The sequence below is a fragment of the Leptospira dzoumogneensis genome (assembly GCF_004770895.1).
Taxonomy (GTDB): domain Bacteria; phylum Spirochaetota; class Leptospiria; order Leptospirales; family Leptospiraceae; genus Leptospira_B; species Leptospira_B dzoumogneensis.
Genome location: NZ_RQHS01000010.1, coordinates 366,101 through 388,061 on the forward strand (window position 1 = coordinate 366,101; position 21,961 = coordinate 388,061).

The following is a 21,961-nucleotide window of genomic DNA, read 5'->3' on the forward strand; positions in this document are numbered from 1 at the left end:
ATGGAAACTCCAGGCAAAGAATTCTATAATAGACTCGATATAGATTCCGTTTTATCAGCGGTAGAAGATGCTGGATTTTCAGTCTCCGGACATTGTCTCGCTCTAAACAGTTTAGAGAATAGAGTATATGACGTCGGCTTGGAAGAAGAAGGAAGACTCGTAGTAAAATTCTACCGCCCAGGGCGCTGGACTCTCGATCAAATATTAGAAGAACATTCTTTTCTAAAGGAGCTGGAAGAAGGAGAGATCCCAGTAGTTGCACCTCTTCCTTTAGAAAACGGGGTCACAGTAAGAGAAACAAAAGGAATTTATTATACGATCTGGCCTCTCCAAAAAGGAAGATTGGTAGAAGAGCTAAATGAGCAAAATTTAGTCCAAACAGGAAGATTACTCGCCAGGATCCACAATATTGGCGCCTCTAAACCGGCTAAACATAGGGTAGAATATAATCTGAAAAATTTCGGAGAAGAACCTTTACGTTTTCTAAAAGAGAAGGAGTTCCTACCAACACATCTCTGGAAAAGATATGAAGAAGCTGCTAATCGAATTTTTAACTCATTTTCCGAGGCTTCCAAGGACATGCCGTTCCATCGTATCCACGGGGATTGCCATAAAGGAAATTTAATACAAACCGCAGACGGACTCTGCTTTATAGACTTCGACGATTTTGTGACCGGGCCTGCGGTCCAAGATTTTTGGATGCTTCTTCCTTTTGGCGACTCCGCTTCCGAGTATGAAAGAGATATCTTTTTGGCCGGTTATAGAGAATTCCGCGAATTTCCTTCTTCTTGGTTTGATCTAGTGGAACCTTTGCGGGGGTTACGTTATATTCATTATTCAGCATGGATCGCAAAACGTTGGGAAGATCCTTCTTTCCCGAATACGTTTCCTCATTTCGGAACGGAAGAATATTGGGAAAAAGAAACCCAGGACCTGGAAAGATTGGGTTCGGATCTTCCTATTTCTACTGAGTCGGATGGTAGGAACTACTTTGCTAAAACGGAAGAGTCTGAGCTTACGAATAAGGATTTTTTTTGGGATATGGAGGACTAGCTCACGGGCTCCCGTGTAATGCAAATTCCCCGCCTTCTCCCCTTTGTCGAAGATACTACAAAATTCCCTAGGAACCCTGATTTCAGGATTGCAGATCTTCTCCTTTTTGACATTTTTGAGATTGACTCTCAAACCTAAAATTGGAGATTTGTCACAGTATTGTCAGGAGAAACCCCATGAGCCTAGCCCAAGCATTAAGAGACGGAACCTCCGAATCTCATACCATCGCGGAAAATAACGCATTCATTCGCTGCTTTATGAAAGGAGTATTGGAGCCAAAAAGTTACGCCAAACATTTGGAATCTTTTTATTTCGTTTACGCGGTAATGGAAGAAGAGTTGGAAAATAAAAAAGATCATCCAATCGTAGGAAAGATCAGATTCCCTGAATTATATAGAAAAGGGATGATCGAAAAGGACCTGGCACATTTTTTCCAGCCAGGACATTCCCCAAAAGCAACTCCGGCTACGGAAGCTTACGTAAAACATATTAGAGAAACTGCAAATACTTCGCCGGAATTATTGGTGGCCCATAGTTATGTTCGTTATTTAGGGGATCTTTCCGGTGGACAGATCTTGAAAAGAGTAGCAGCCAAAGCTTTAGGGATAGAAGGAACATCAGGTCTGGATTTTTATGAATTTCCTGAAATTTCCAGTCCGAAAGATTTTAAGGATAAATACAGAAACACCTTGGATTCTCTCCCACTCTCAGACTCTGAAAAAGAAAAAATCGTTCAAGAAGCGAACGAAGTATTCAAACTGAACGGAAAAATTTTCGACGAGCTGGAAGAAACCTTGATCTCTTCCATAGGAAAAGCGAAGTTCGAAGAAGTTCTAGCAAGTCCTGCGAGGCACTGATTTTTGTTAAAAGTATCTGCCAAAAAAGAATCCTCCTCCTTGGGGGCGGATTCTTTTCCCTGGATCACTCTATCCTTCATTTTTTTAGCTATGCTTCCCGTAACGATGATCGTGCCGGTATATAAAGAAATTGTAAAAGACAGACTGGGTGGAACCGGATATGGAGTCGCGTGGTTCCAAAGTTCGGCAATGCTCGGTTCTTTTTTATTTTCTCCGATCGCCGGTTGGATTTCCGACAAACTCGGGACCAGAAAAAAGCTGATCGCCATCTTTGCGATCGTTGATGCGGTATTACTCGCTTCCCTTCCATTTATGCCAAATATCTCTTCTCTTTTTGTTTTGAGATTTTTAGAAGGAGGAGCACATATTTTTGTGATCGGCCTGCTTCTCACCTGTATTGCAGATAAGGAGAAGGACCAAACATCCAGTTTTTATAATAAAGGAATTCTATTCGGATTAGCAGGAACACTTCTCACTTTAGGAGGGGGAGTCGGCCAATCTCTCGGATTTTTAGGGAATAAAAATCCACTTCTTCCATTTTTCGTGGGCGGGTTCATTCTTTTAGTTTTGGGGATTTTATCTTTTTTCCTTTTGGAAGAAGGTAATCTAAAAAAATTAGAATGGGAAGGCTGGCAAAAAACAAAAACAGCTTTGGCACTTTCTCCTTTATTGCTCGTTCCGATCTCCTTCCATTTTATTGATCGATTTACTGTAGGTTATTTTTTAAGTTCCTTAAATTTACATCTGAGGGAAGACCTTGGATTTTCTCCAGGTCAAGTAGGTGGACTTTTCGGAGTAATGTTCCTATTGATGAGTGTATTATCCCTTCCGGCTGCACTTCTTTCCAGAAAATGGAATTCTATCGCTTTAGTTTGGATCGGTTCTTTCATTTATGGAATTGCACAAGCAAGCACAGGATTTTTAAACACTTCTTCCGGATTATATTTATCCATGATCGCATGCGGAATAGGTGCCGGGATCATGTATGTGCCCGCGATGAGACTTGCTTCTTCACTTGCACCCAGCGGCTTTAATGCAGTGGTAATGACTGTGTTCACAGGTCTTGGATCCTTAGGATTTCTTTTAGGGCCTTTGGTCTCCATCTCCGTTCAGGAATCCTTTAGTCGTATATACGACAAAACCTTGGGCCTGGAATTCACAGGGATCCTATATGGAGCCTTGGAAGTTTTACTGGTTTTAGGTACCCTGCCCCTGCTTTCTAAAATTTTAGAGAAAGAAAAAAGACTTAATTAATGCGACAGATTGGTCGCATTAACCCCATATTAGGTAAAGTGTAATCATTCAAAAAATTGAATATTTCCGGACCGGACGGAGAAGGCCGTAAACATTCTTCAAACGTTATCCAATTCTGCAGATCCGCATACCCCGTTTGAGATAAATCAACTAATAGATATTACAGATTTTAAGTTATGCCCGCTTAAATTCGTCACAGATGGAAGAATATTCTATTTTTTTACATTACTTTTTACATAAATAATTGAGATAAAAACAGGGTTCTGGATTTAATCCTAATTAACCCAAACGTCATTCGCTTTTGATAAAGCAAGTCGAGGTATTTCTTTTGAGATATATTAATTGTTGGATCTTATTTTGCGTATTTTTACTAAGTTCTTCCATATATTCGAAAGACGCGGATCAAACGGTAGAAGGATACACTCTTTCTAAAATTAGGATCACGAACATTTCCGTAAACTCGGCCACGGCAAATAATGCGATGAGCCTTATAAATACCAGGGCAATCAACCAAATAAATTCAGGCTCAAATGAATTCGCAAAGCCTAGTATTGCGAATTTCCAAGGACAGGGAATAGAATGGGAAACAGATATTAGGCATAGCAATTTTATTAGAACGAATTATTTCCTATCTCATGCAAACTTACACTCAGGAAGTAATAATCTAAACGATCTCGCAACCTTAAACTTCCAGCCCTCTATGGGTTCCCCGGTGAATATTACCGATCTGTCTTTCAAAACTTATTCAAACAATAAGCTGATTACCTCTAGGGTCGCTTTTTTGACGGACTTTTTCTTTTTTGAAAATTCCTCGAACAAATATTTAGAAAATTTAGCTTTTCGTATAGGTGTCGAGGCGTATTCAAACACCTTTAGTACTTCTTCAAAACCATATCCATATGTCGGAATTTCCAACGGAGCGCCTTATTCCGGGATAGATGCAATCGACCAAGAGAAGATCAAACTTGCGGAAACTTTTGGAAATGGAGTGATCGGATTGAATTATAAACTCAGTCTATCCCCCGTATCAAGTTTCGATTTCGGTTTCGAATACTTTAAAAGTTTTGGGAACGATTCCAGATATGAAAACCAATATATCTCCATGTCCATAACCTCTTTCGGCACATACCTTTTGATTCCTGCGAAAGCAACCGGACTCGTAAAAAGTGAATTAGAAGGTTTTCGAGCATCTTTAGGTTACAGATATGATATCAGCGAAATTGCCTTTTTTAGGGTCTCTTTCGGATACCAAGATTCAACACAAAAAGTTAAAGAAGCGGATGTGCCGACTGCAGGAGGAAGCGTACTTTCAGGCGATTTCTCTCAGTTACTATGGACCTTAGCATCACCTCCTTTAGGCCCTTTCCCGAATTCCAGAGATACTAGATCTCAACTTGGAATCGAGTTCGGGTATAAATATTAAGAACGGAGTCGTATAAATTTTGGAACCAAGAAAGTTTAATGAATCGTCGGAAAGTTTCTCAAAATTCCTGGAAAAAGGGAGCAAGATGAATCTAAGAAAAAAATTATCTTACTTTAAAATATATTTTGTAATTCTAATATTATTTTGTTTAAATATTTCGGTCCTAAATTGCGCATCTGCCCCGGCGTATAAGGAAGTAAATGCATCCGTTATATATTTATTAAACGATGCGGAACGTCTTATCCAAGAAAAAAAATATGGAGAGGCTTCGGAATCCCTGCGAGCGGTTTTTAGGATATATCCGGAAAACGCAAAAGCGGAAATTCTTTGGGAAAAATTACCTGAAGTTTGGCAAAGAAGAACCAAGTATGATAATGCAGTAGGACAAGCCTTTTCCAAAAGATCTCCCGAAGACAGCGGAATTTTAGAGAGAATCGCGTGGTATATTCCGGATCGTCTATTAGATTTACTAGATATATTCAGTTTAAATATATCGATCGGCCCCCAAATAGGTTTAAGCAGCTGGAACACTCGTGCACTCCAGACGACTTTATATGCAGGAAAGACAGTATCCTTCGGCTGGTCCCAAAAAAGAAACTTAGGAATTTCAGAAGAATCTTCGGCTGAATATGCATTTTTAGGTTTTGGAGGAGCCGCAATTCATGGAAGAAGAATCGGAACGGGAAGAAGAGCCTATGCAGGTACTTGGAATGGTTTCTTTGTACATATGCCGAGCAATCCTCTTTATATAAATTATCGTGATTATTGGGGTAATGGCGGTAAGATAGGATTTATCTTGATCGGAGCCGAATTTGAACTTCACTATACTGAAATAGCGGATTTCGTTGCAGGATTCTTCTTTGTTGATTTTCTGGGGGATGATTTTGCAACAACTAATTCAATTCGTTTTAATAGAGAGCAAGAAGATCATTTATACAGGGTGATCAATGCAGCGGATAGATATAACGAAAAACAGATGAATGAATTCCGAAACGCTTTCCCTGAATCGGAAAAAGTAATAGAAACGGAAAATCAGGATACTCAAATTACGGCGCCAAAAGGAAAAAATAAAAAACCGAATTAAATCGATATCTAATCTTAATAGCAAAAGAAAGGGACTCGAATTATATAGAATATGTCATGGTAATTCGATCCCTTATTTTCCTAACTTTCATATTTTCTAATTATGGATGTATTTATAGATCCATGACCTCCTTTCCCAGTCCTCCGAAACAGATCCAAAATGATCAGATAAAACCGGTGAGACTGCAGGTCTTTTTAGCAGGAGATCGATGTATGGAACTTTGCAGTAAGGAAGATATGTCTCCGAATTGTTCCGGCAATACAAACATTTGCAAACATTGGATAAAAGACTGGATGCCGGCAGACTTTGCATCCGGAGGTGCCGTTAGTTCCGTATTTAAGTATTATCCACCTAGAAAGAAATGGTTTATAGACCAAATCTCAAACATTTCGACGGAACTATGTAAGACCAAAAAAAATTTGAATTGTTTTTACGATTCCCCGGACCCTTCGGACGATCAAAATTTTTCCTCTACGGTAACCATTAAAATCGAAGGTTTTCATCGTAAAATACATTGGTCCTTATATCTATCTTCTTTCTCTCTTTTAATATTTCCCGGATTCTTTAAAGAAGAATGGAATATGGAAATTTCAAGGACAGATCTAAAAAATCGAGTCGAGCAAATACGTATCCCGGCCACTGAAATCAAACATTGGTTTGGATGGCCTTTTATATTCTGGGGTGCTGCTTTCGCGATCTCCGATGAAAAAGTACTCACCGAGATCATAGAATATTCTATTCATCATAACTCGACTCCAAACCCATAACTCATTTTAAGTTTATTTATATTAAATATATTTAACTATATTAAACATTTTCCAGTCAAAACAAGCTTCGAGTATAGATTCCATTTGATATAACAAATAGTTCATTCGATATAACGAATATGGAACAAGTAATCGGCAAAGAAACTGATATCATTCCTTTCTTTCAGCCGATCCTGTCCGTAGAAGACGGGCAAATTTTCGCTCATGAGGTTTTGGCCCGTAAAAAGACTCCGGATGGTATCGTTTCCGCAGGATATCTTTTTTCCGCAGAGGCAGGATTATCGGATTCCGAATTAGGAGAATTGGAAGAAGGGATCTGGAGAAAAGCATTAGAAAAACTTAAAGTTCATCCGGACCAATCCAAATTATTCCTGAATATTTCTCCCAATCGTCTTTACAGAGAATTGGAGAACGAAAGGATCGATTCCTTTAGATTATTACGTCTTGCCAGGGAATACGGAATAGAACCGAATCGTATCATCTTAGAAGTCACAGAAGAGGAATTTTCCGGAAGTTTGGATTCCTTAAGGATCGCAGTGGACCTTCTTCGCGCATATGGATTCAAGATCGCATTGGACGATTTAGGTTCGGAGGCTTCCGGTATAGAAAGAGTGGGACTTCTCCGCCCCGACTTTTTAAAATTAGATCTTAGATTGATACGAGCATCTTCTCGTTCTCCTTCCGTGAGAAAAGTATTGGAACATATACGAGACCTCGCCTTTTCCTTAGGAGCTTCCGTTTTATACGAAGGGCTGGAAACTCAGGAAGAATTATATTTTGCATTAGAAGGTGGAGCAAGATTCCTGCAGGGATTTCTACTTTTGAGGCCTGGAGCGGAACTTTCTACAGGCAAGGAACCTTCTCTTTCCATCAAAGAAATGGTGAAATTTTTTCATCAGAAAAAAATGGAAGCTCTTCGCCAGGAATTGAATTTCGAAAATAAGATACGACTGACCTTGGGAGAGCTTCTGAGCCCTTTCCCTGTATTAAAAATAGCGAATAGATATTTGATAGACGCTTATACCGTTTTTCAATCTTCCAAGGAGATCCATAGGGTGTATATCACCGATTCTAAGGGCACACAACTTTCTCCTTATTATATGAGGACAGGAGAAGATTCTTTCAGGGAAACAAGTCATGGGATCGGTAAAAATTGGTCTTATCTCCCCTATTTTTATAGGCAGCTTAGGGATTCTATGAGAAAGCCTGATGATTGGGGAATGAGCGAACGTTATTTTGATAGCGACGCGGTCAAGGACCTGATCGTTTTTAGCAGAGAAGTGGAATCCGGTGCCTATGTATTTTTGGACGTGACCGCTCCCCGCCTGTACTAAAAAACGGTTTCAATGAGCGGTATCGAAAATCAAATCCTGCAAGATATTTATAGGGCATCTTCCGAAGGAGGATTTCTTACTATGAGGGATTTGGAGCTGAACACTTCTTTAACCGAATGGAATTTGAGGCCCCATCTAGAAGATCTAAAAGAGGCCAGCATGATCGTGGAGCACCCGGAAGGTTTCCAGGTGGCTCCTAAAGGAAAACATTTTTATAAAAGTAACTGGGGTTAATTCGGAACTTCCAGTTCTTCTTCCGCTGCCGAAACTTCTTCTTTTTTACCCTGCGTTCTATTTAGTATGATCACTGAGGAAACAGCGAATAATCCACCAAGTAAGGTGCTCAATTTAGGTTCTTCTCCCAAAAAGATCCAACTTCCTAAAAGTGCAGTGACCGGAACTAAGAATATAAATGAACTCGCAGTTCTGGATCCTAGTCTACTGGAAGCATAAAAATACACAGTGGTCCCGAAGGTAGTAGATATTACGGAAAGATAAAGTAGTTGGACCCAGAAATTCCAATCATTGTCCATCACTCCGCCTAGATCATATGGAAATGCAAGAAATAGATCTAGAACTGTTCCTATACTGAACACATAAAAACTATACACCATCGGAGACATTCTTTGTCCTGTGCTATGGCTGTTCATGCTCAGAATTGCCCAACTGAATGCACAAAGTAAAAAGTAAACATTCCCTGATTGGAAGAGTAGAGTCCAGTCCCCTTCCCAAATTTTTAATAGCAAGAACCCGCCGGCTAATCCAATGAATAAGCCTATGAATTCTTTTGCAGAAGGAAGTTTTCTCTGGAAAGTGTGAACCAAGATATAAGTAAAGATCGGATTCATTGTGGTGACTAATACTCCACCTGCTCCTGCCAAACCTTGGCTAAGTCCCAGTAAGAAGAATTGATTGTATATTGTGTATAAAACAGCACCTATCGCAACTTGTAGTAATCCTTTTTTATCGGGTAAGGCAATGGATTCTTTTCGGAGGATGAGTACCGGTACGAGAGAAAGTGCTGTCGCTAAAAATCTCCAGAACACGATTACGATCGGAGGTTCAGTGCCCACAATCGATTTTGCGGAAGGCCAAGCGAATCCCCAGCTCACCATAGCGATCACGAGTAGTATAAAGAATTTTATAGATTGATTTTGAAACATCCCTAGTTCTGCCTCAGTACCAGTTTTTTTGTTCACCTCTTGAAGAGGAGTATAATAAAAAACCCGGCCTTAGTGCCGGGTTTTCCTTTCGACTTTAGTCTGTATCTGAAAGATCATGCATTTAGATCGATTAGATAACCCCTGCGAGTAATTTGATCGTCGGTATTTACGCCTACCTTGGCGAGACTCTTCGGAGCTGTAACAACGGTATCCATATTGCTAAGCGGATGCAGACGATCCGGCATATTACGGATGGTGAATTCGGATTGTGAGAATTGTTGGGCGGCTCGGTTATTGCTTCCGGCTGCATTGATTTCTTGTAACATAACTGCGAATCCTATTTTTACAAAATTTAGACTATTCAGGAAGTTTTGTAAAGAAAGAAATTTCGGCTGGGAGACGCGAAGTTTAGAAGAGTCACTAAGGAATTTCACGCAGAGGCACAGGGACGCAGAGGGGGCGATGTAGGAGTTCCAACAAAAGCACTCGGTATTCTGAACTTCTTCTTGTAAGCTTATCCTTCGTGGCTTTGTAACTCTGTGTGCCAAAAAACTCTGCGACTCCTACAGAGCCTCTCCTTCCCAGCGAGGATAGACCATCTCTTCTTCCTCTTCCGGAATGGAAGAACCTGCTTCGTCTTCTAGTAATGTGAAACCTCTTGGCTCGCCTATAAATTCCGGAAAATATTCGAAGAATAATTTGCCTGCGATAATTCTTTTAGCGGCCGGATAATTTTGTTTGAATGTGTCTGAGAAGTCCAACTCGGGCAATTGGTGGAATTGGATCCTGTCTTCGAAATTGATAAAGTCTTGTTTGGAAAATCCAATATTTCTGGAAACGATCTCGTCCTTGAGTAGGATCCAATCCAGTTTGAATCTCATTCGATAACCTTGGAATGCGGATGATCTTTGGATTAGATTCACCACTCTCATCAATGGATATTCCATATTATAATATGGTGTTAAATAGATCATCAGGTATCTTTGGGAAAAACCGAGAGGTTCCCAAACGTTTTCAGGAGAAATATTATTATCACCGTCGAATCTTAACTCTTCCAACATGGAATGAAGAGCAGGAGCATTTTTCTTTTCAGTATAAAATTCCTGGATAGCGATCTCTCCGAATTCTCCGTAATAAAGCCATTTGTACAGGTCTTGGATCTCCGCCAAAGGATGAGCCTGCAAGAATCGATTTAGACTCTCGATCTTCTCTTCTCTTGTACGGTTTTCGTCTATCTCCTTATGGATCATAACTGATGATAGATTTTTAGACCGGCCTGCCTTTAAATTCAAGCCTAAAACTGAGTTTTGGAAATTTTAGAAAAAGTTTATTCTTGGTCTTTATACTTCTCTTTGTCGGAAGCAAACTCTTTGCCTTTGAACAATCGGATCAGATTGGTCCTATGCAAAACCAAGATAGTAGAACTGATACATATAATGGCCCAAAAGATAGGTGTGGTAAAACTTTTACCTTCTATTAAAGAAAGTAGATAATACGAAATAGGTAGAGTGATTGCTCCCCCAATGGAACCGATGGACACAAACCCATAGATCTTTTTCAAACTTAAGAATACGATCAATGTGATCAGTATCGGCCCTGGAGCAAGAACTGCGAATACTCCGAAACTTGTAGCCACTCCCTTCCCCCCTTTAAACTTTAAGAAGGGAGAAAACATATGACCAAGGACAGCGGCCACTCCGCAAAAAAGAGAAAGATACTCTTGGGATTCCCCATAGATCAATCTGATCGTGAGAGGAAACACCGCTCCTTTCGTTATATCTAAAAGTAAAACAGGAAGTCCAATCCTCCAACCAAGCATACGGGTCACATTGGTTGCACCGATATTCCCGCTTCCTTTTTGTCTGATATCTATCCCTTTCAATTTAGCAGCCAGAAATCCGAAAGGAATAGAACCTAAAAGAAAAGATGCAGGTAAAAAATATGAGTACAGTTCGTTCATTTTCTATCGGATCTCAATTCTAAACGGATCGGGATCCCTTTCAGATTATACTTATCAGTTAACTTCTTCTTAATGAATGTTAATAGATTGGATTTGAAATAATCCACATGGTTTACGAATAAGATGAGATGGAACGGAGAAACGGATACTTGTGTACAATACAACATCTTCGGAGGTCTGTTTGCGGAGAAGGACCTGCCCGCTTCCGCCATCCAAGCTCTTAGCGATTGATTCAATTCCGAGGTGGAGATCTTTTTCTTAGAACGGGATGCCAGATCGATGGTCATCTCCATCATTTTATGGATCCTCTGTTTTTCTTTAGCACTTAAAGTAATGATCTGTATCTCTTTCAAAAGAGGAAATCTGGAATACAAACGTTCTTGGTAGTTCTTAAAGGAATCATTATCCTTGTCTTCTATCGCGTCCCATTTGTTTACAGCTAGTAAGAATGGTTTTCCTTCTTCTTGGAGCATTCCTACTATCTTCTTATCGAATTCTCCAAAACCTTTAAGTGCATCTAAAAGATGAATTACAACGTCTGAATTTTGGATGGTCCTTTTTGTTCTTTGGTAAGAATAAAATTCTAAGGCTTCTGCCTTATCCGATTTTTTACGAATACCTGCAGTGTCGGTGATACGTATCTTTTTCCCGTCAAAAGTAACGGTTGTATCTACAGAGTCCCTAGTTGTTCCCGCAACCTCGCTCACAACAGCTCTATCATATCCGCAAAGAGCATTTAATAAACTGGATTTTCCAGCATTCGGTTTTCCTACGATTGCAAGACTAAAGTCCTCGGCAGAAACGGAAGTAGTTTCTCCTTCTTCCGTAGTTTGGGTCCTTCTCTTTGCGTTCGGAAGTAAGAATGCGATTTTTTCCAAAAGAAGAGGAAGATTCCTTCTTCCTATAGCGGAAATCGGCAGGATTTCCGACAAGCCCATCTTATAAAAAGAATCCAAGTCTTCTTCATCTTCCGGATGATCCACTTTGTTTACACAGTATAAGACCGGGATCTGATTTAATTCCGGATCTTTTCTGAACTTGTCAATGAGTCTGGAATCATAAGAAGTGACTTCATGTAGATCTAAAAGAAAAACTACAAGATCCGATTCCGCAACTTGTCTGAAAGCATTTTCAAGAACCGCTTCTTCCAGACTTTCAGGTCTTTCTATATCCAGACCCGGAGTATCGCATAGAATAAAATCCAGGCCCTTTTCCGGGTTTAGGACACGAGCACGAAGAACGTCACGAGTCACACCAGGATAATCCTCGGTGATCGCTAATTTCTTTTTAAGAAGTGCGTTGAATAATGTGGACTTACCAACGTTCTGGCGTCCTACGATGCTAATAATCGGAACTCTTTTTTTAGAGGACATTTAGGAGTAATTCTTGGTCTTCATCGCTCTCGCGATTTCCAGTTTTGCGTCGCTCTTCTTCATATCTTCCCGTTTATCATAGAGTTTTTTAGGTTTTCCTAATGCTAACTCCACTTTAGCCCAACGGTTGTCTTTAAAATATACTTTAGTAGCGACAAGCACCAATCCCTTTTCTTTAATCTGTTTATCTAGTTTATCTATCTCTTTTCTATTCAGTAAAAGTTTACGCGGGCGGATATCAGGATGGTTCGTATATCCCCCGTTCTTATACGGAGTGATGGAAAAACTATCCAGGTAAACTTCTCCGTTTTTTATCTTTGCAAATGCATCGGTGAGGTTTGCTTTTTTTTCTCGCAGACTTTTGACTTCCGATCCGGACAAAACGATGCCTGCTTCGATGAATGAGATCAACTCGAAGTTAAACTTGGCTTTTTTATTTACCAGAGGTTGAGGGCTATTGTCTTTTTCCTTCTTCGCTGCCATAGTTCCCAGGGCGCGGGATTTACCCGCTTGCCGTTATCGGGAAGAATGGTGAGTGAGGATCAATCTTCCCAGTTCTGCTCCGATCAAATTCGGCATATTATAAAAGTTTTCGGAAGTGATTTGGATAGAATCCGGAAATAAATGCTCCGCAATATATCTGCGTCCTAGTCCCACACCCAAAAACACGTAATTTTTATTCGAATGTTTTAGGATCTCTGCCTTTAGACGTTTATTGTCTCGGGATTGGATCTCGTGTTCGATCTCCGTTTTACCCCTTTGTCCCCTAAAGTCCGAAATCATAACCAGTATTTTCGTCTGGGCCTCCGGGGAAAAGTAGGATTCTATCTGTTCTAAGAGCTGGTATTCTTCAATCGAATCCCCTTGCCAGTCGGAACGGAGAGAATCGAACATCTCCTCTTCCTTTTTGGAATCGAAGTATTCGTCCATTCGTTTCACTTGGACCAGGTCGATCCTGTCTTTTCGGTTCATTCTATCCGAATAAGCAGTTACGGAGAAGTTTACGTCATGTTCATCCAAGATATGAGCGCTGGAGAGCATTGCGGATAATGTAGCGACAGAATATTCGAAGTTGAAGATCCTACGGGACTTAGAAACCAGGAAGGCGACTTCTACACCTTTTAATTTTTCTTCGTCCTTATCGATTGTGGTCTTATCGAATACCTTAGAGTCTCCTTTTCCGGAGAGAAAGGATATATATTTACGAGTGTCGATGCGAGAACCTTCACTTCTATACATCCGGTTGATGTCTATCTCCGGATCAAAAAGTCTTTCGAGATTCAGTTCCACTTCTTCCAAACTGCGTCCGAATACTTCCTTAAATTCTTTGATGCTTGTTTGGATCGTGTATTCCCAAAGTATCCTACGTTTTGCTAAGAATGCTTTGTATAATTCTTCCGTGCGATAACCCCAGGCTCCGCCTCCGCCAGCAGGTTCGCCTTGCCCCATATTACCGCGGGTCTCTTGTCCGTACCAGGCATCGGGTCCTTCTTTTCTTTGGCCGCCTGTCTCGGGAGTGTTGATCTCCAGGCCTTCTCTTAATTCCCTTCCTGAGTTCTTAAGTTCAGCTTTTCCGGTAAGAGGTTCTCTCTTATGTAGTTCCGGATCCCACCAACGTTTCTTTTCGATTTCGGTAGAAGGAGTCAGAGTTTTTTTTTTCTTATCCTCCAAAGTTTGGAAGAAGTCGGATACAATCTCGATCCCTGATAAGGAGAATTCTAAAATTCTCTCCAATTCTTTTCTTTCTCCAGGATCTGAAACCTGATTGGAATAAGCGATCTTTCCGCCCCGGAAAGCAATCTCACGCAGTCCTTCTTTTCCAAGAGACTCGTCTGCATAACGAAGAATATGATCCTTCCATTGCAGAAGATTAGAAAGTCCGAATGTATAAGGCATTAAATTTGCAGAACCGATCGTTCTCTTTTTAGCAAGATCCTTAATCTTAGTATGGAACTCCGCCATTTTAGAGACAAGATCACCTTCAGGTAGATAGAAATTCAGGATTTCTTTAAGTGTTGCGTTATCTTCCAGTTCAGGAAATAGAACGGAAGTAAACCTGTTACGGAATGCTCTGGAAATTGTAGGAGTAGACTTTGTTTTTCTAAATAATTTAAGTGCGAAGATCCTAGAATCCTCTTTTAAAGAAAGAGGCTTATCTTCCGAACTTTCAGGAGGAAGAACGAGTGCTCTTGCATCATCCGTAAGCATATTCAATTTTTCTACTAGTTCCGCGCCTGCTGCTTCCAGATTTGTGATCAGTATATTTCCACCTTCTCTGATACCTTTTGTAAGAGGACCGTCTACCCAGCCTACTTGGGAACCGGCAATCGGTTTTAATGCTCCAATAATATCAGCAGTATGGATTCCTTTACATAAATGAACCGCTTCTAATGGAACTCCGCTGATCTCAGTGAATAATGGTAGAATAAGCTGAGGATCTTGCTCTTCTGAATATTCTATCAGTACGTTTTCTTTAAATTGGACTGCAGAGTAAACCTTCTCCGCAAACTCCCTTAGTTTTAAAGGCATTGGAACGGAAGACAAAATTTCTTTTGCAGTATTTTCGTTGGTTACATAGATTTCTTTATCGTTGCAGAATAAGGATCCTTTATGCACTTCAAACTTAGGCTCCGGCAGGTTCGGTTTGGTTTTAAGCCCGGTTTCTTTGAGTAGAAGTTCTATTTGTGCATTACGATCTTCTTCTTTACGGAATGGTTCTACGTAAAAATTCCAAAGCTCTCTGAATCTAAGCTCCGGTTGGTCCGCTTTCAAAGCAAGAATACGATTACAAAGTTTTTTGAGATTTCGGATATTGAAGTGATACTTTTCTAAATCACCTTTTCCTAAATTACCTGAAACTACTTTTGTCTCTGTCTCCAAGGAAATGCGGATACAGGATTTAAGAATATCAGTGTTCATATTCGGATATAATTTTCCTAAAATGAACAATATCTCGTCAGGAGTATGAGGATCTATGAATACTGTAGAATAATATCTGGTGATATCGAAAGGAAGAGGTTTACGTCCCTCGAATCCTTCGGAAGGGTTTTGAGTCCCTATAAAATTGAAACCTTCCGCACCATGAATACGAGTTCCATCACCCTCGATCAGCTCCAGATAATTGGATTCGTATACTGTGGAAAAACGTTTGATGATATGGGGTGGACAAAGGTTCATCTCATCCGCCACAAAACTTGCGCCGCTTCTGACTGCGGAAGTTAACGGGCCATCTCCCCAAGCGAAACCCTTTCCATCCAAGAGTAACCGATAAGAACCGATCAGATCCTCCGGAAGAGTGTCTTCGTTAAAACTAAATCTTGCAGTCGGATGATTTCTTTTAAAGTTAATATAATAGATAAGTGCGTTTTTACCTACCCCTGCATCTCCAACAAGAAGCACAGGACGAGATTCCAGAAGAGGATACAGGATATTTTGCAAGTTCCTTACAGTAGAATCTGTTTCCACCAGATCGGAACCGAGAGAGCCGGAGTTATTTCCTAATTTAGACTTAGGTACTTTGATGCCGGCGATTGAAATTGTATCCATGTCCCCAAGATCCGGAAAGTGGAATTCCGAGGCAATCTCATTTCGGTATTTCTGAGAACGATTGGTTGGGAACTCCAACTAGATCACGCAGAGAAGCGGAGGTTCGTACTGAGGCGCAGCGTTAAGGTCTCACGCAGAGACGCCGAGTCGCGGAGGTAGGAAAAATTTGAAACAATGTAGGAACTCCAACATCAACACCTCTCTGCGTCTTTGCGGCTCTTCTTACTTTGCGGCTTTGCGTGAAAATTTTCTACTCTTTACCCAATTTCAGTTTGTTCGGCAAACGGCCTTCGCATTAGAGTCTTTATATGAGCCAGAGTACCCTTGATTATGTACTAGCGCAAAGAATCCAAGGTTTGGATTCCTCAGCCATCCGAAAAGCGTTCGAATTAGCCGGGACATTAAAAGACCCGATCAATCTTTCCATTGGACAACCTCATTTTCCTTGTCCTCCGAATATCGTAGAAGCCGGAGTCAAAGCACTTCGCGATGGAAAAACCGCTTACACTTTGACCGCAGGAATTCCCGAACTGAAAGAAGCTCTTTCCCAAAAATACAAACAGGAAAATCAGATCGATTACGCAAGTCCGGATCGACTTTTAGTCACTTCTGGGATCAGCTCCGCGTTTTTATTACTTTTCAATTCTCTTTTGAACGAAGGAGATGAGTGTCTTGTAGTAACTCCTCACTTCTTAATGTATCCTGCTTATATCAAAATTTACGGAGGGAAGATGAATACAATTTCAGAAGATTTCCAACCGGAAGATCTGAATGTATTCAAGGATAAAAAGTTAAAGATCATTATCTTCTCCACTCCTTCTAATCCTACAGGAACTGTATTAACTAAAAAACAACTGACCGCACTTGCAGAACTTGCGGAAAAAACCGGGGCTTATCTGATCTCCGATGAGATCTACGAGAAGTTCGATTATGATAAGTCTTTCTTATCAGTTGGGTCTTTTTACGAAAAAGCGATCACTCTTTCCGGGTTTTCCAAAACATATAGTATGACTGGATTGAGACTTGCTTCCATAGTCGCTCCCGCTCCTATTATAAAAACATTAACTACCCTGCAGCAATACACTTTGGTTTGTGCACCTTCAGTCACTCAATGGATGGGAATAGAAGCTCTTAAAACAGATATGCAGCCTTATATAGACGATTATAAGGAAAAAAGGGATTATGTTTATGAAAATCTAAAAGACCAGTACCAGCTGAAAAAAAGCGGGGGTGCGTTCTACTTCTTCTTAAAAATAAAGGAGAAGGACGACGATTTTATCGTAAAAGCCGTAAAAGAAAAAGGTCTGATCCTAGTGCCCGGTTATATATTCGTGGATTCCAAAGAATATATCCGTATCAGTTTCGCTTCCGAATGGGAGAATCTGAAACGAGGTATAACTGCACTAAAAGAACTGGCTTAAGAGAAAATTTTGGCGGAGTACTATTCCGAATTCCCATATTTGATCTTCTTCCTATGGATAGGGGGCGTTTTAGTCTCCTTTTCCATGGGAAGTTTTTATTCTACCCTGGCTTACAGGATCTTAAGATTCTATTATGGAAAAGAAAGAAAGATCGGTTCTAAACTTTTTAGACTTAAGAAAATTTTAATAGAACCTTCTTGTTGCGAATCCTGCGGAACACGGATCAAAGGTACTTCGATCATTCCTGTATTCGGATATTGGATTTCCAAAAAAGAATGTAGTAATTGTAAAACCCCGATCAATCCGTTATATTCTTTATGCGAGGCTATATTCGGATTATTATTCGTAGTCAGCTTTCTTCTTTCCGGAAAATTATTAGGCAGTTTTGCATTCGTTGCTTTATGCGGACATCTATTAGTCGCTGCAAGCACAGACTTCAAAAAGTTTTCCTTAGATTATGAAAATCTGCCTTTTATCGTTCTATTTGGAGCATTGGCAAATTATCTATTATTCGATTCCGTTCCAGGCAAGGCGGAATTGATCGTGTATGTTTCCTTCTCCGCCGTATTCTTTTTAGTGTATTTTATATTTCCTGCGAGTATGGGATTTGCCGATGCGATATTCGCTCCCGCATTTGCATTTTTAAGTATGCACCCTTGGTGGATCTTCTTCTTAAACTCTTCTTATGGGATCGCGATCATTATCACAGTCCTGAAAAGAAAAAAAGGAGAGAGTTTAAGACAAGTTCCGATCCCGATGGGAGTCTATTTTTCTATCGGGCTTGTATTGACATTTATAGGCAGAATGCTCTCAAATTCAGGTTTACTTCCTAACTGGGCGGATCTCATTCTATAAGAAATATGCAAAATAATATTTCTGATATTCGAAACGAATACAGCCAGGCTTCTCTGGACGAAAAAGAGATCGGAGATTCTCCTATTGATTTTTTCAAAACTTGGTTCGACCAAGCCATCCATTCGGAAGTAAAAGAACCTACCGCAATGACATTGGCAACTGTTCGAAAAGACGGAATGCCGGACGCAAGGATCGTTCTTCTAAAAGGGATCGAAAAAGAAGGATTCCAATTTTATACAAACTACACAAGCGCCAAAGGAAAAGAATTAGACTCGAATCCGAATGCTTGTTTGGTATTTTTCTGGGCAGAATTAGAAAGACAGGTCCGTATCAGAGGAAAGATCTCCAAGGTTTCCAGAGAAAATTCGGAAAACTATTTTCATTCCAGACCATTCGCAAGCCAAATAGGCGCACTCGCTTCTTCTCAAAGTGATCCTGTAGACGATAGATCTATTTTAGATAAACATTATGAAGAACTGAAATCTAAATACGAAGGCAAAACCGTACCTCTCCCTGAAAACTGGGGAGGATATATATTAGAAGCTTATGAAATAGAATTTTGGCAGGGAAGAAGGAGCCGCTTACATGATCGGATCTTATTCCGAAAAGAAAGCGGCTCTTGGGTAAAAACCAGACTACAACCTTAGTTCAGTCCTAATAAATGCCCCATTCTCATTTTTTTAGTGAATAGATAATGGTGGTTATTCCCTGTAGGTTTGATCTCTATAGGAATTCGATCCGTAACTTCCAGACCGTAACCTTCCAGACCGACGATCTTACGAGGGTTATTGGTAAGAAGTTTCATCTTACCGACTCCAATATCTTTTAGGATCTGAGCGCCCACTCCGTATTCGCGAAGGTCGGGAGCAAATCCTAATTTTTCGTTGGCTTCTACAGTATCCATACCTTGGTCCTGCATATTATAAGCCTTGAGTTTATTGATAAGACCAATTCCCCTACCTTCTTGTCTCATATAGAGAAGAATACCCTTCCCTTCTTGAGCGATCATGGAAAGTGCAGAATGTAGTTGAGGTCCGCAATCGCAGCGTCCGCTTCCGAAAATATCCCCGGTAAAACACTCGGAATGCACACGGACCATCACCGGTTCGTTCTTATCAATTTTACCTTTTACTAATGCAACATGGACCTTATCGTCTATGATCGTAGAATAAGCTTTGACGGAAAAATCTCCATACTCGGTAGGAAGACTAGTCTCTACTTCCAGATGGATTAGATTTTCTTTTTTCCTTCTGTAACGAATCAGATCTTCGATCGTGTAAATATTCAGTCCGTGTTTTTCTGCGAATTTTTCCAGATCAGGAAGACGGGACATTGTTCCATCATCGTTCATGATCTCGCAGATCACAGCCGCAGGATAAAGCCCCGCAAGTTTGGAAAGATCCACAGATGCCTCGGTGTGGCCCGCTCTTCTGAGCACTCCTCCCGAAACCGCTTGCAAAGGAAATAAATGACCGGGTTTCATCAAGTCACCCGGAGTAGTTTTAGGATCTATAAGTACTTGGATTGTAGTAGCTCTGTCCTGGGCGGAAATCCCGGTAGTGGTTCCGTTTTTTGCGTCAACGGAAACAGTGAATGCAGTCCCGTGTTTGTCACCCAAACTTAGGTCGTCCACCATTCTGTTCAAACCGAGCTGTCTGAGTCTGTCTCCCTCCATAGGAAAACAGATTAGGCCCCTTCCGTAGGTAGCCATAAAATTCACCTTTTCTTTGTCGGTGAATTGGGCGGCACAAACCAGATCTCCCTCGTTTTCCCGATCTTCGGAATCCACGAGAATGATCATCTTCCCCGCTTTTATATCTTCGATTGCCTGTTCAATGGAGCCGATCATGATTCCACCTCATTTCTTGGACTGTTTTTTTTCCATGATAAATCCTGGCCAACTCGGAAAAGTGAGACTGATAGTTGGTAATTCGAACGGTTTGGTTCACACAGAGCCGCCAAGTCGCAGAGAATGGAGAAAAGGGTTTGGAACTTCAACATCGCAAACTATCAGTGAACTCGGTGTGCTCAGTGCGAAACCTTTACCTATATTTACCTAGCTGTTCCAGATAGCGAGCGATCAGGTCGACTTCTAAGTTTACCTTGGCTCCTACCTTCCATGCTTCGGAAGCGTTGGTGACAATAAGAGTTTCCGGGATCAAAACCAATTCGAATTCTCCAGGTTTAGAATCCACGATTGTAAGAGAAATTCCGTCCACAGTCACGCTACCACGGACCGCAAAATATTTGGTAAAAGAAGGATCATGAGAAATTACGAACCTTCTCACTTTTCCGGAATCCTTTTCTTCGGAGAGAAGAATGGTACCTGTTAGATCCACATGACCGGTCACAAAATGACCGCCCATTCTGGTATGAGGAAGAACGGATCTTTCCAGATTGATCTTAGTTCCTATTTGGAAACTTCCGAAATTGGTAAGCTCCAAAGTTTTGTAAGAAGAATAAAATTCGAATTTGTTTCCGGAGTCTTGGAAGGAAGTAACCGTATGGCAGGCACCGTTGACCGAAATAGAGTCGCCGTTTTTAAGGTCCGGATCTTTCCATACTGTGCTTACTTTAAAAATTTTACCGTCCCCGGTGTCTTGGACGGATTCAATTTTTCCGGTACATTCTATCAATCCTGTGAACATCTTCCCAGCTCCCAAAGATCAGAACCAAGTTCTGCCTTCCATTCCATGGAAAATTTTCCCTTCCATTCAGGCAAGATCCCTTTTGGAAAAGAAACGGTATTCGATCTGATTTGTAAGATTGTATCCTCTTCCGAAAGTATGGGTGAAAATAGTTTGTATAAAAAATTTCCGCCTTCCACAAGTGAAGTGTTGATCTCCCAGGAATACAAAACTTCTAAAACTCTGGAGACATCCGAGAAGTTGACCTTCTCCAATGGAAACTTAGAAAGGTTTTCTAAACTTTTTAGAAAGTTTAGATCATAAGATCTTTTTTCATCTAAAAAGAATGCTGCATTCTTCTTTTCCGTCCTACCATTGATCTGGTTTTGTTTTTCTAAAAAGTTTTGGCTGATAGAAGTTTGATCCGGTAAAAAGAAAACTCTAAGCGGCTGGTAATCCTTCTCTTTTTTTTTATGGATCTGAAATATATTTGGATCAGATGAATATTCCAAAACTCCAGAGACAAGTCCTGAAAATCCTTTGTAGGAATTCCCACGAGTGTTAGGATCCGCAGCGGCACCAAAAATCCGCGTCCCTGCCATTGGTAAAGAAGAAGGTATTCTAAAATCCAAACCTGGATCGTCTACTCGCACAGTATTCGGCCCGACCAAGATCGCATCCACTTTTGCTCGGAGTATAGAAAGAAATACATCCGACTCCGGAGAAGATATTTTCTCTCTGTGACCTTCTCCCGAACTGAAGTAACCTTCTTTGCTGAGAGAAGTTTTGAGTAAAAAAGCAGGCCTTCTTCTTTCTATCCTGGATCTAAAACCGAACAAAAATTTAGAAGAGATTTCGGCTAACTCAGGATTCTCGATAACCTGAACACCGATCTCTGTCAGCTTACTTAAACCGGAATGAGAAGAAACCAAAGGATTCGGATCCTTCCAACCGTATTCCAATCGAACAGGTTTTTCTTCTAAGAATAGATCGATACAAGGAGGGGTTTTACCGTAATGAGAGCAAGGCTCTAAGGTTACGTAAGCATTATGGGCGGGAAGTTTTCCATTCGGGAATATCTCTCGAAGCAAACGATATGCTTCTCTTTCTGCGTGGTTTTGTCCTGTTTTTTGTGTGGAAGCGGAGGCGAGGATCTCGCCTGTATTTGCGTCTTCTAAAACGCAGGCCACCGGAGGATTCGGACTAGAATATCCGGTGGAGACAAAGGAATAGCGAGTCAATTC

At 40.7% G+C, this 21,961-nt stretch carries 21 protein-coding genes; 11 read left to right on the forward strand and 10 right to left on the reverse strand.

Annotation, left to right across the window (positions count from 1 at the left end):
- From EHR06_RS07540 to EHR06_RS07575, 8 genes are all read left to right on the forward strand, one after another.
- Entirely contained in the window at positions 1 to 1,053 is a 1,053-nt protein-coding gene (locus EHR06_RS07540) for a serine/threonine protein kinase (protein WP_135756424.1), read from the forward strand.
- A 176-nt stretch (positions 1,054 to 1,229) separates the two neighbouring features.
- The gene (locus tag EHR06_RS07545; RefSeq protein ID WP_135756425.1) at positions 1,230 to 1,910 is read left to right on the forward strand and encodes a biliverdin-producing heme oxygenase; all 681 of its coding nucleotides are present in this window, start codon (positions 1,230 to 1,232) and stop codon (positions 1,908 to 1,910) included.
- Between the two features lie 3 nt (positions 1,911 to 1,913).
- Entirely contained in the window at positions 1,914 to 3,164 is a 1,251-nt protein-coding gene (locus EHR06_RS07550) for an MFS transporter (RefSeq protein ID WP_135756426.1), read from the forward strand.
- A 328-nt stretch (positions 3,165 to 3,492) separates the two neighbouring features.
- Positions 3,493 to 4,587, forward strand: coding sequence for a hypothetical protein (locus tag EHR06_RS07555; RefSeq protein WP_135756427.1), 1,095 nt, complete (start codon positions 3,493 to 3,495; stop codon positions 4,585 to 4,587).
- 85 nt (positions 4,588 to 4,672) lie between these two features.
- Positions 4,673 to 5,671, forward strand: a complete 999-nt coding sequence (locus tag EHR06_RS07560) for an outer membrane protein assembly factor BamD (protein ID WP_135756428.1) — start codon at positions 4,673 to 4,675, stop codon at positions 5,669 to 5,671.
- Positions 5,672 to 5,793: 122 nt separating this feature from the next.
- Entirely contained in the window at positions 5,794 to 6,438 is a 645-nt protein-coding gene (locus EHR06_RS07565; RefSeq protein WP_135756429.1) for a hypothetical protein, read from the forward strand.
- Positions 6,439 to 6,557: 119 nt separating this feature from the next.
- Positions 6,558 to 7,772 carry an EAL domain-containing protein gene (locus EHR06_RS07570; protein WP_135756430.1) on the forward strand — a complete coding sequence of 405 codons (1,215 nt, stop codon included), beginning with the start codon at positions 6,558 to 6,560 and terminating at the stop codon, positions 7,770 to 7,772.
- 12 nt (positions 7,773 to 7,784) lie between these two features.
- On the forward strand, positions 7,785 to 8,006 hold the full coding sequence (locus EHR06_RS07575; protein ID WP_135756431.1) for a hypothetical protein: 222 nt from the start codon (positions 7,785 to 7,787) through the stop codon (positions 8,004 to 8,006).
- Here EHR06_RS07575 and EHR06_RS07580 read toward each other — a convergent pair.
- From EHR06_RS07580 to EHR06_RS07610, 7 genes are all read right to left on the reverse strand, one after another.
- Positions 8,003 to 8,935 carry a DMT family transporter gene (locus EHR06_RS07580; RefSeq protein WP_135756432.1) on the reverse strand — a complete coding sequence of 311 codons (933 nt, stop codon included), beginning with the start codon at positions 8,933 to 8,935 and terminating at the stop codon, positions 8,003 to 8,005. The genes EHR06_RS07575 and EHR06_RS07580 overlap by 4 nt on opposite strands.
- A 113-nt stretch (positions 8,936 to 9,048) precedes the next feature.
- Entirely contained in the window at positions 9,049 to 9,261 is a 213-nt protein-coding gene (locus EHR06_RS07585) for a hypothetical protein (RefSeq protein ID WP_008592748.1), read from the reverse strand.
- A 237-nt stretch (positions 9,262 to 9,498) separates the two neighbouring features.
- Positions 9,499 to 10,185 (reverse strand): hypothetical protein, encoded by a 687-nt coding sequence (locus EHR06_RS07590; RefSeq protein WP_135756433.1) that lies wholly within the window; start codon positions 10,183 to 10,185, stop codon positions 9,499 to 9,501.
- A gap of 77 nt (positions 10,186 to 10,262) precedes the next feature.
- A complete protein-coding gene (gene plsY / locus EHR06_RS07595) occupies positions 10,263 to 10,895 on the reverse strand; it encodes a glycerol-3-phosphate 1-O-acyltransferase PlsY (RefSeq protein WP_208757758.1) in 633 nt (210 codons plus the stop codon).
- A complete protein-coding gene (gene der / locus EHR06_RS07600) occupies positions 10,892 to 12,268 on the reverse strand; it encodes a ribosome biogenesis GTPase Der (RefSeq protein WP_135756434.1) in 1,377 nt (458 codons plus the stop codon). The genes plsY and der overlap by 4 nt, the downstream gene beginning before the upstream one ends.
- Entirely contained in the window at positions 12,269 to 12,751 is a 483-nt protein-coding gene (gene smpB / locus EHR06_RS07605) for an SsrA-binding protein (RefSeq protein WP_135756435.1), read from the reverse strand.
- 33 nt (positions 12,752 to 12,784) lie between these two features.
- A complete protein-coding gene (locus EHR06_RS07610; protein WP_135756436.1) occupies positions 12,785 to 15,814 on the reverse strand; it encodes an AAA family ATPase in 3,030 nt (1,009 codons plus the stop codon).
- Positions 15,815 to 16,122: 308 nt separating this feature from the next.
- Between EHR06_RS07610 and EHR06_RS07615 the strand changes: the two genes are divergently transcribed.
- The 3 genes from EHR06_RS07615 to pdxH are packed head-to-tail and all read left to right on the forward strand — an operon-like array spanning position 16,123 to position 18,737.
- A complete protein-coding gene (locus EHR06_RS07615) occupies positions 16,123 to 17,235 on the forward strand; it encodes a pyridoxal phosphate-dependent aminotransferase (RefSeq protein WP_135756437.1) in 1,113 nt (370 codons plus the stop codon).
- A gap of 9 nt (positions 17,236 to 17,244) precedes the next feature.
- A complete protein-coding gene (locus EHR06_RS07620) occupies positions 17,245 to 18,090 on the forward strand; it encodes a prepilin peptidase (RefSeq protein WP_135756438.1) in 846 nt (281 codons plus the stop codon).
- 5 nt (positions 18,091 to 18,095) lie between these two features.
- Positions 18,096 to 18,737 (forward strand): pyridoxamine 5'-phosphate oxidase, encoded by a 642-nt coding sequence (gene pdxH / locus EHR06_RS07625; protein WP_135756439.1) that lies wholly within the window; start codon positions 18,096 to 18,098, stop codon positions 18,735 to 18,737.
- Here pdxH and EHR06_RS07630 read toward each other — a convergent pair.
- From EHR06_RS07630 to EHR06_RS07640, 3 genes are all read right to left on the reverse strand, one after another.
- Positions 18,734 to 19,939, reverse strand: a complete 1,206-nt coding sequence (locus tag EHR06_RS07630; RefSeq protein ID WP_135756440.1) for a bifunctional 3,4-dihydroxy-2-butanone-4-phosphate synthase/GTP cyclohydrolase II — start codon at positions 19,937 to 19,939, stop codon at positions 18,734 to 18,736. The two genes, pdxH and EHR06_RS07630, sit on opposite strands and share 4 nt — an antisense overlap.
- 193 nt (positions 19,940 to 20,132) lie before the next feature.
- Complete coding sequence (locus tag EHR06_RS07635) at positions 20,133 to 20,738, reverse strand: riboflavin synthase (RefSeq protein ID WP_135756441.1); 606 nt, start codon at positions 20,736 to 20,738, stop codon at positions 20,133 to 20,135.
- Positions 20,723 to 21,958 carry a bifunctional diaminohydroxyphosphoribosylaminopyrimidine deaminase/5-amino-6-(5-phosphoribosylamino)uracil reductase RibD gene (locus tag EHR06_RS07640; protein ID WP_244288533.1) on the reverse strand — a complete coding sequence of 412 codons (1,236 nt, stop codon included), beginning with the start codon at positions 21,956 to 21,958 and terminating at the stop codon, positions 20,723 to 20,725. Before EHR06_RS07640 ends, EHR06_RS07635 begins: the two co-directional genes overlap by 16 nt.
- Between the last annotated feature and the right edge of the window lie 3 nt (positions 21,959 to 21,961).

Bases quoted from the DNA above. Each gene is read 5' to 3' on its own strand.
- EHR06_RS07590 (WP_135756433.1), bottom strand. From the start codon at position 10,185: ATGATCCATAAGGAGATAGACGAAAACCGTACAAGAGAAGAGAAGATC.
- EHR06_RS07560 (WP_135756428.1), top strand. From the start codon at position 4,673: ATGAATCTAAGAAAAAAATTATCTTACTTTAAAATATATTTTGTAATT.
- EHR06_RS07545 (WP_135756425.1), top strand. From the start codon at position 1,230: ATGAGCCTAGCCCAAGCATTAAGAGACGGAACCTCCGAATCTCATACC.
- EHR06_RS07540 (WP_135756424.1), top strand. From the start codon at position 1: ATGGAAACTCCAGGCAAAGAATTCTATAATAGACTCGATATAGATTCC.
- EHR06_RS07610 (WP_135756436.1), bottom strand. From the start codon at position 15,814: ATGGATACAATTTCAATCGCCGGCATCAAAGTACCTAAGTCTAAATTA.
- EHR06_RS07580 (WP_135756432.1), bottom strand. From the start codon at position 8,935: ATGTTTCAAAATCAATCTATAAAATTCTTTATACTACTCGTGATCGCT.
- EHR06_RS07615 (WP_135756437.1), top strand. From the start codon at position 16,123: ATGAGCCAGAGTACCCTTGATTATGTACTAGCGCAAAGAATCCAAGGT.
- EHR06_RS07630 (WP_135756440.1), bottom strand. From the start codon at position 19,939: ATGATCGGCTCCATTGAACAGGCAATCGAAGATATAAAAGCGGGGAAG.
- EHR06_RS07570 (WP_135756430.1), top strand. From the start codon at position 6,558: ATGGAACAAGTAATCGGCAAAGAAACTGATATCATTCCTTTCTTTCAG.
- EHR06_RS07565 (WP_135756429.1), top strand. From the start codon at position 5,794: ATGACCTCCTTTCCCAGTCCTCCGAAACAGATCCAAAATGATCAGATA.
- EHR06_RS07585 (WP_008592748.1), bottom strand. From the start codon at position 9,261: ATGTTACAAGAAATCAATGCAGCCGGAAGCAATAACCGAGCCGCCCAA.
- EHR06_RS07635 (WP_135756441.1), bottom strand. From the start codon at position 20,738: ATGTTCACAGGATTGATAGAATGTACCGGAAAAATTGAATCCGTCCAA.
- der (WP_135756434.1), bottom strand. From the start codon at position 12,268: ATGTCCTCTAAAAAAAGAGTTCCGATTATTAGCATCGTAGGACGCCAG.
- plsY (WP_208757758.1), bottom strand. From the start codon at position 10,895: ATGAACGAACTGTACTCATATTTTTTACCTGCATCTTTTCTTTTAGGT.
- smpB (WP_135756435.1), bottom strand. From the start codon at position 12,751: ATGGCAGCGAAGAAGGAAAAAGACAATAGCCCTCAACCTCTGGTAAAT.
- EHR06_RS07575 (WP_135756431.1), top strand. From the start codon at position 7,785: ATGAGCGGTATCGAAAATCAAATCCTGCAAGATATTTATAGGGCATCT.
- pdxH (WP_135756439.1), top strand. From the start codon at position 18,096: ATGCAAAATAATATTTCTGATATTCGAAACGAATACAGCCAGGCTTCT.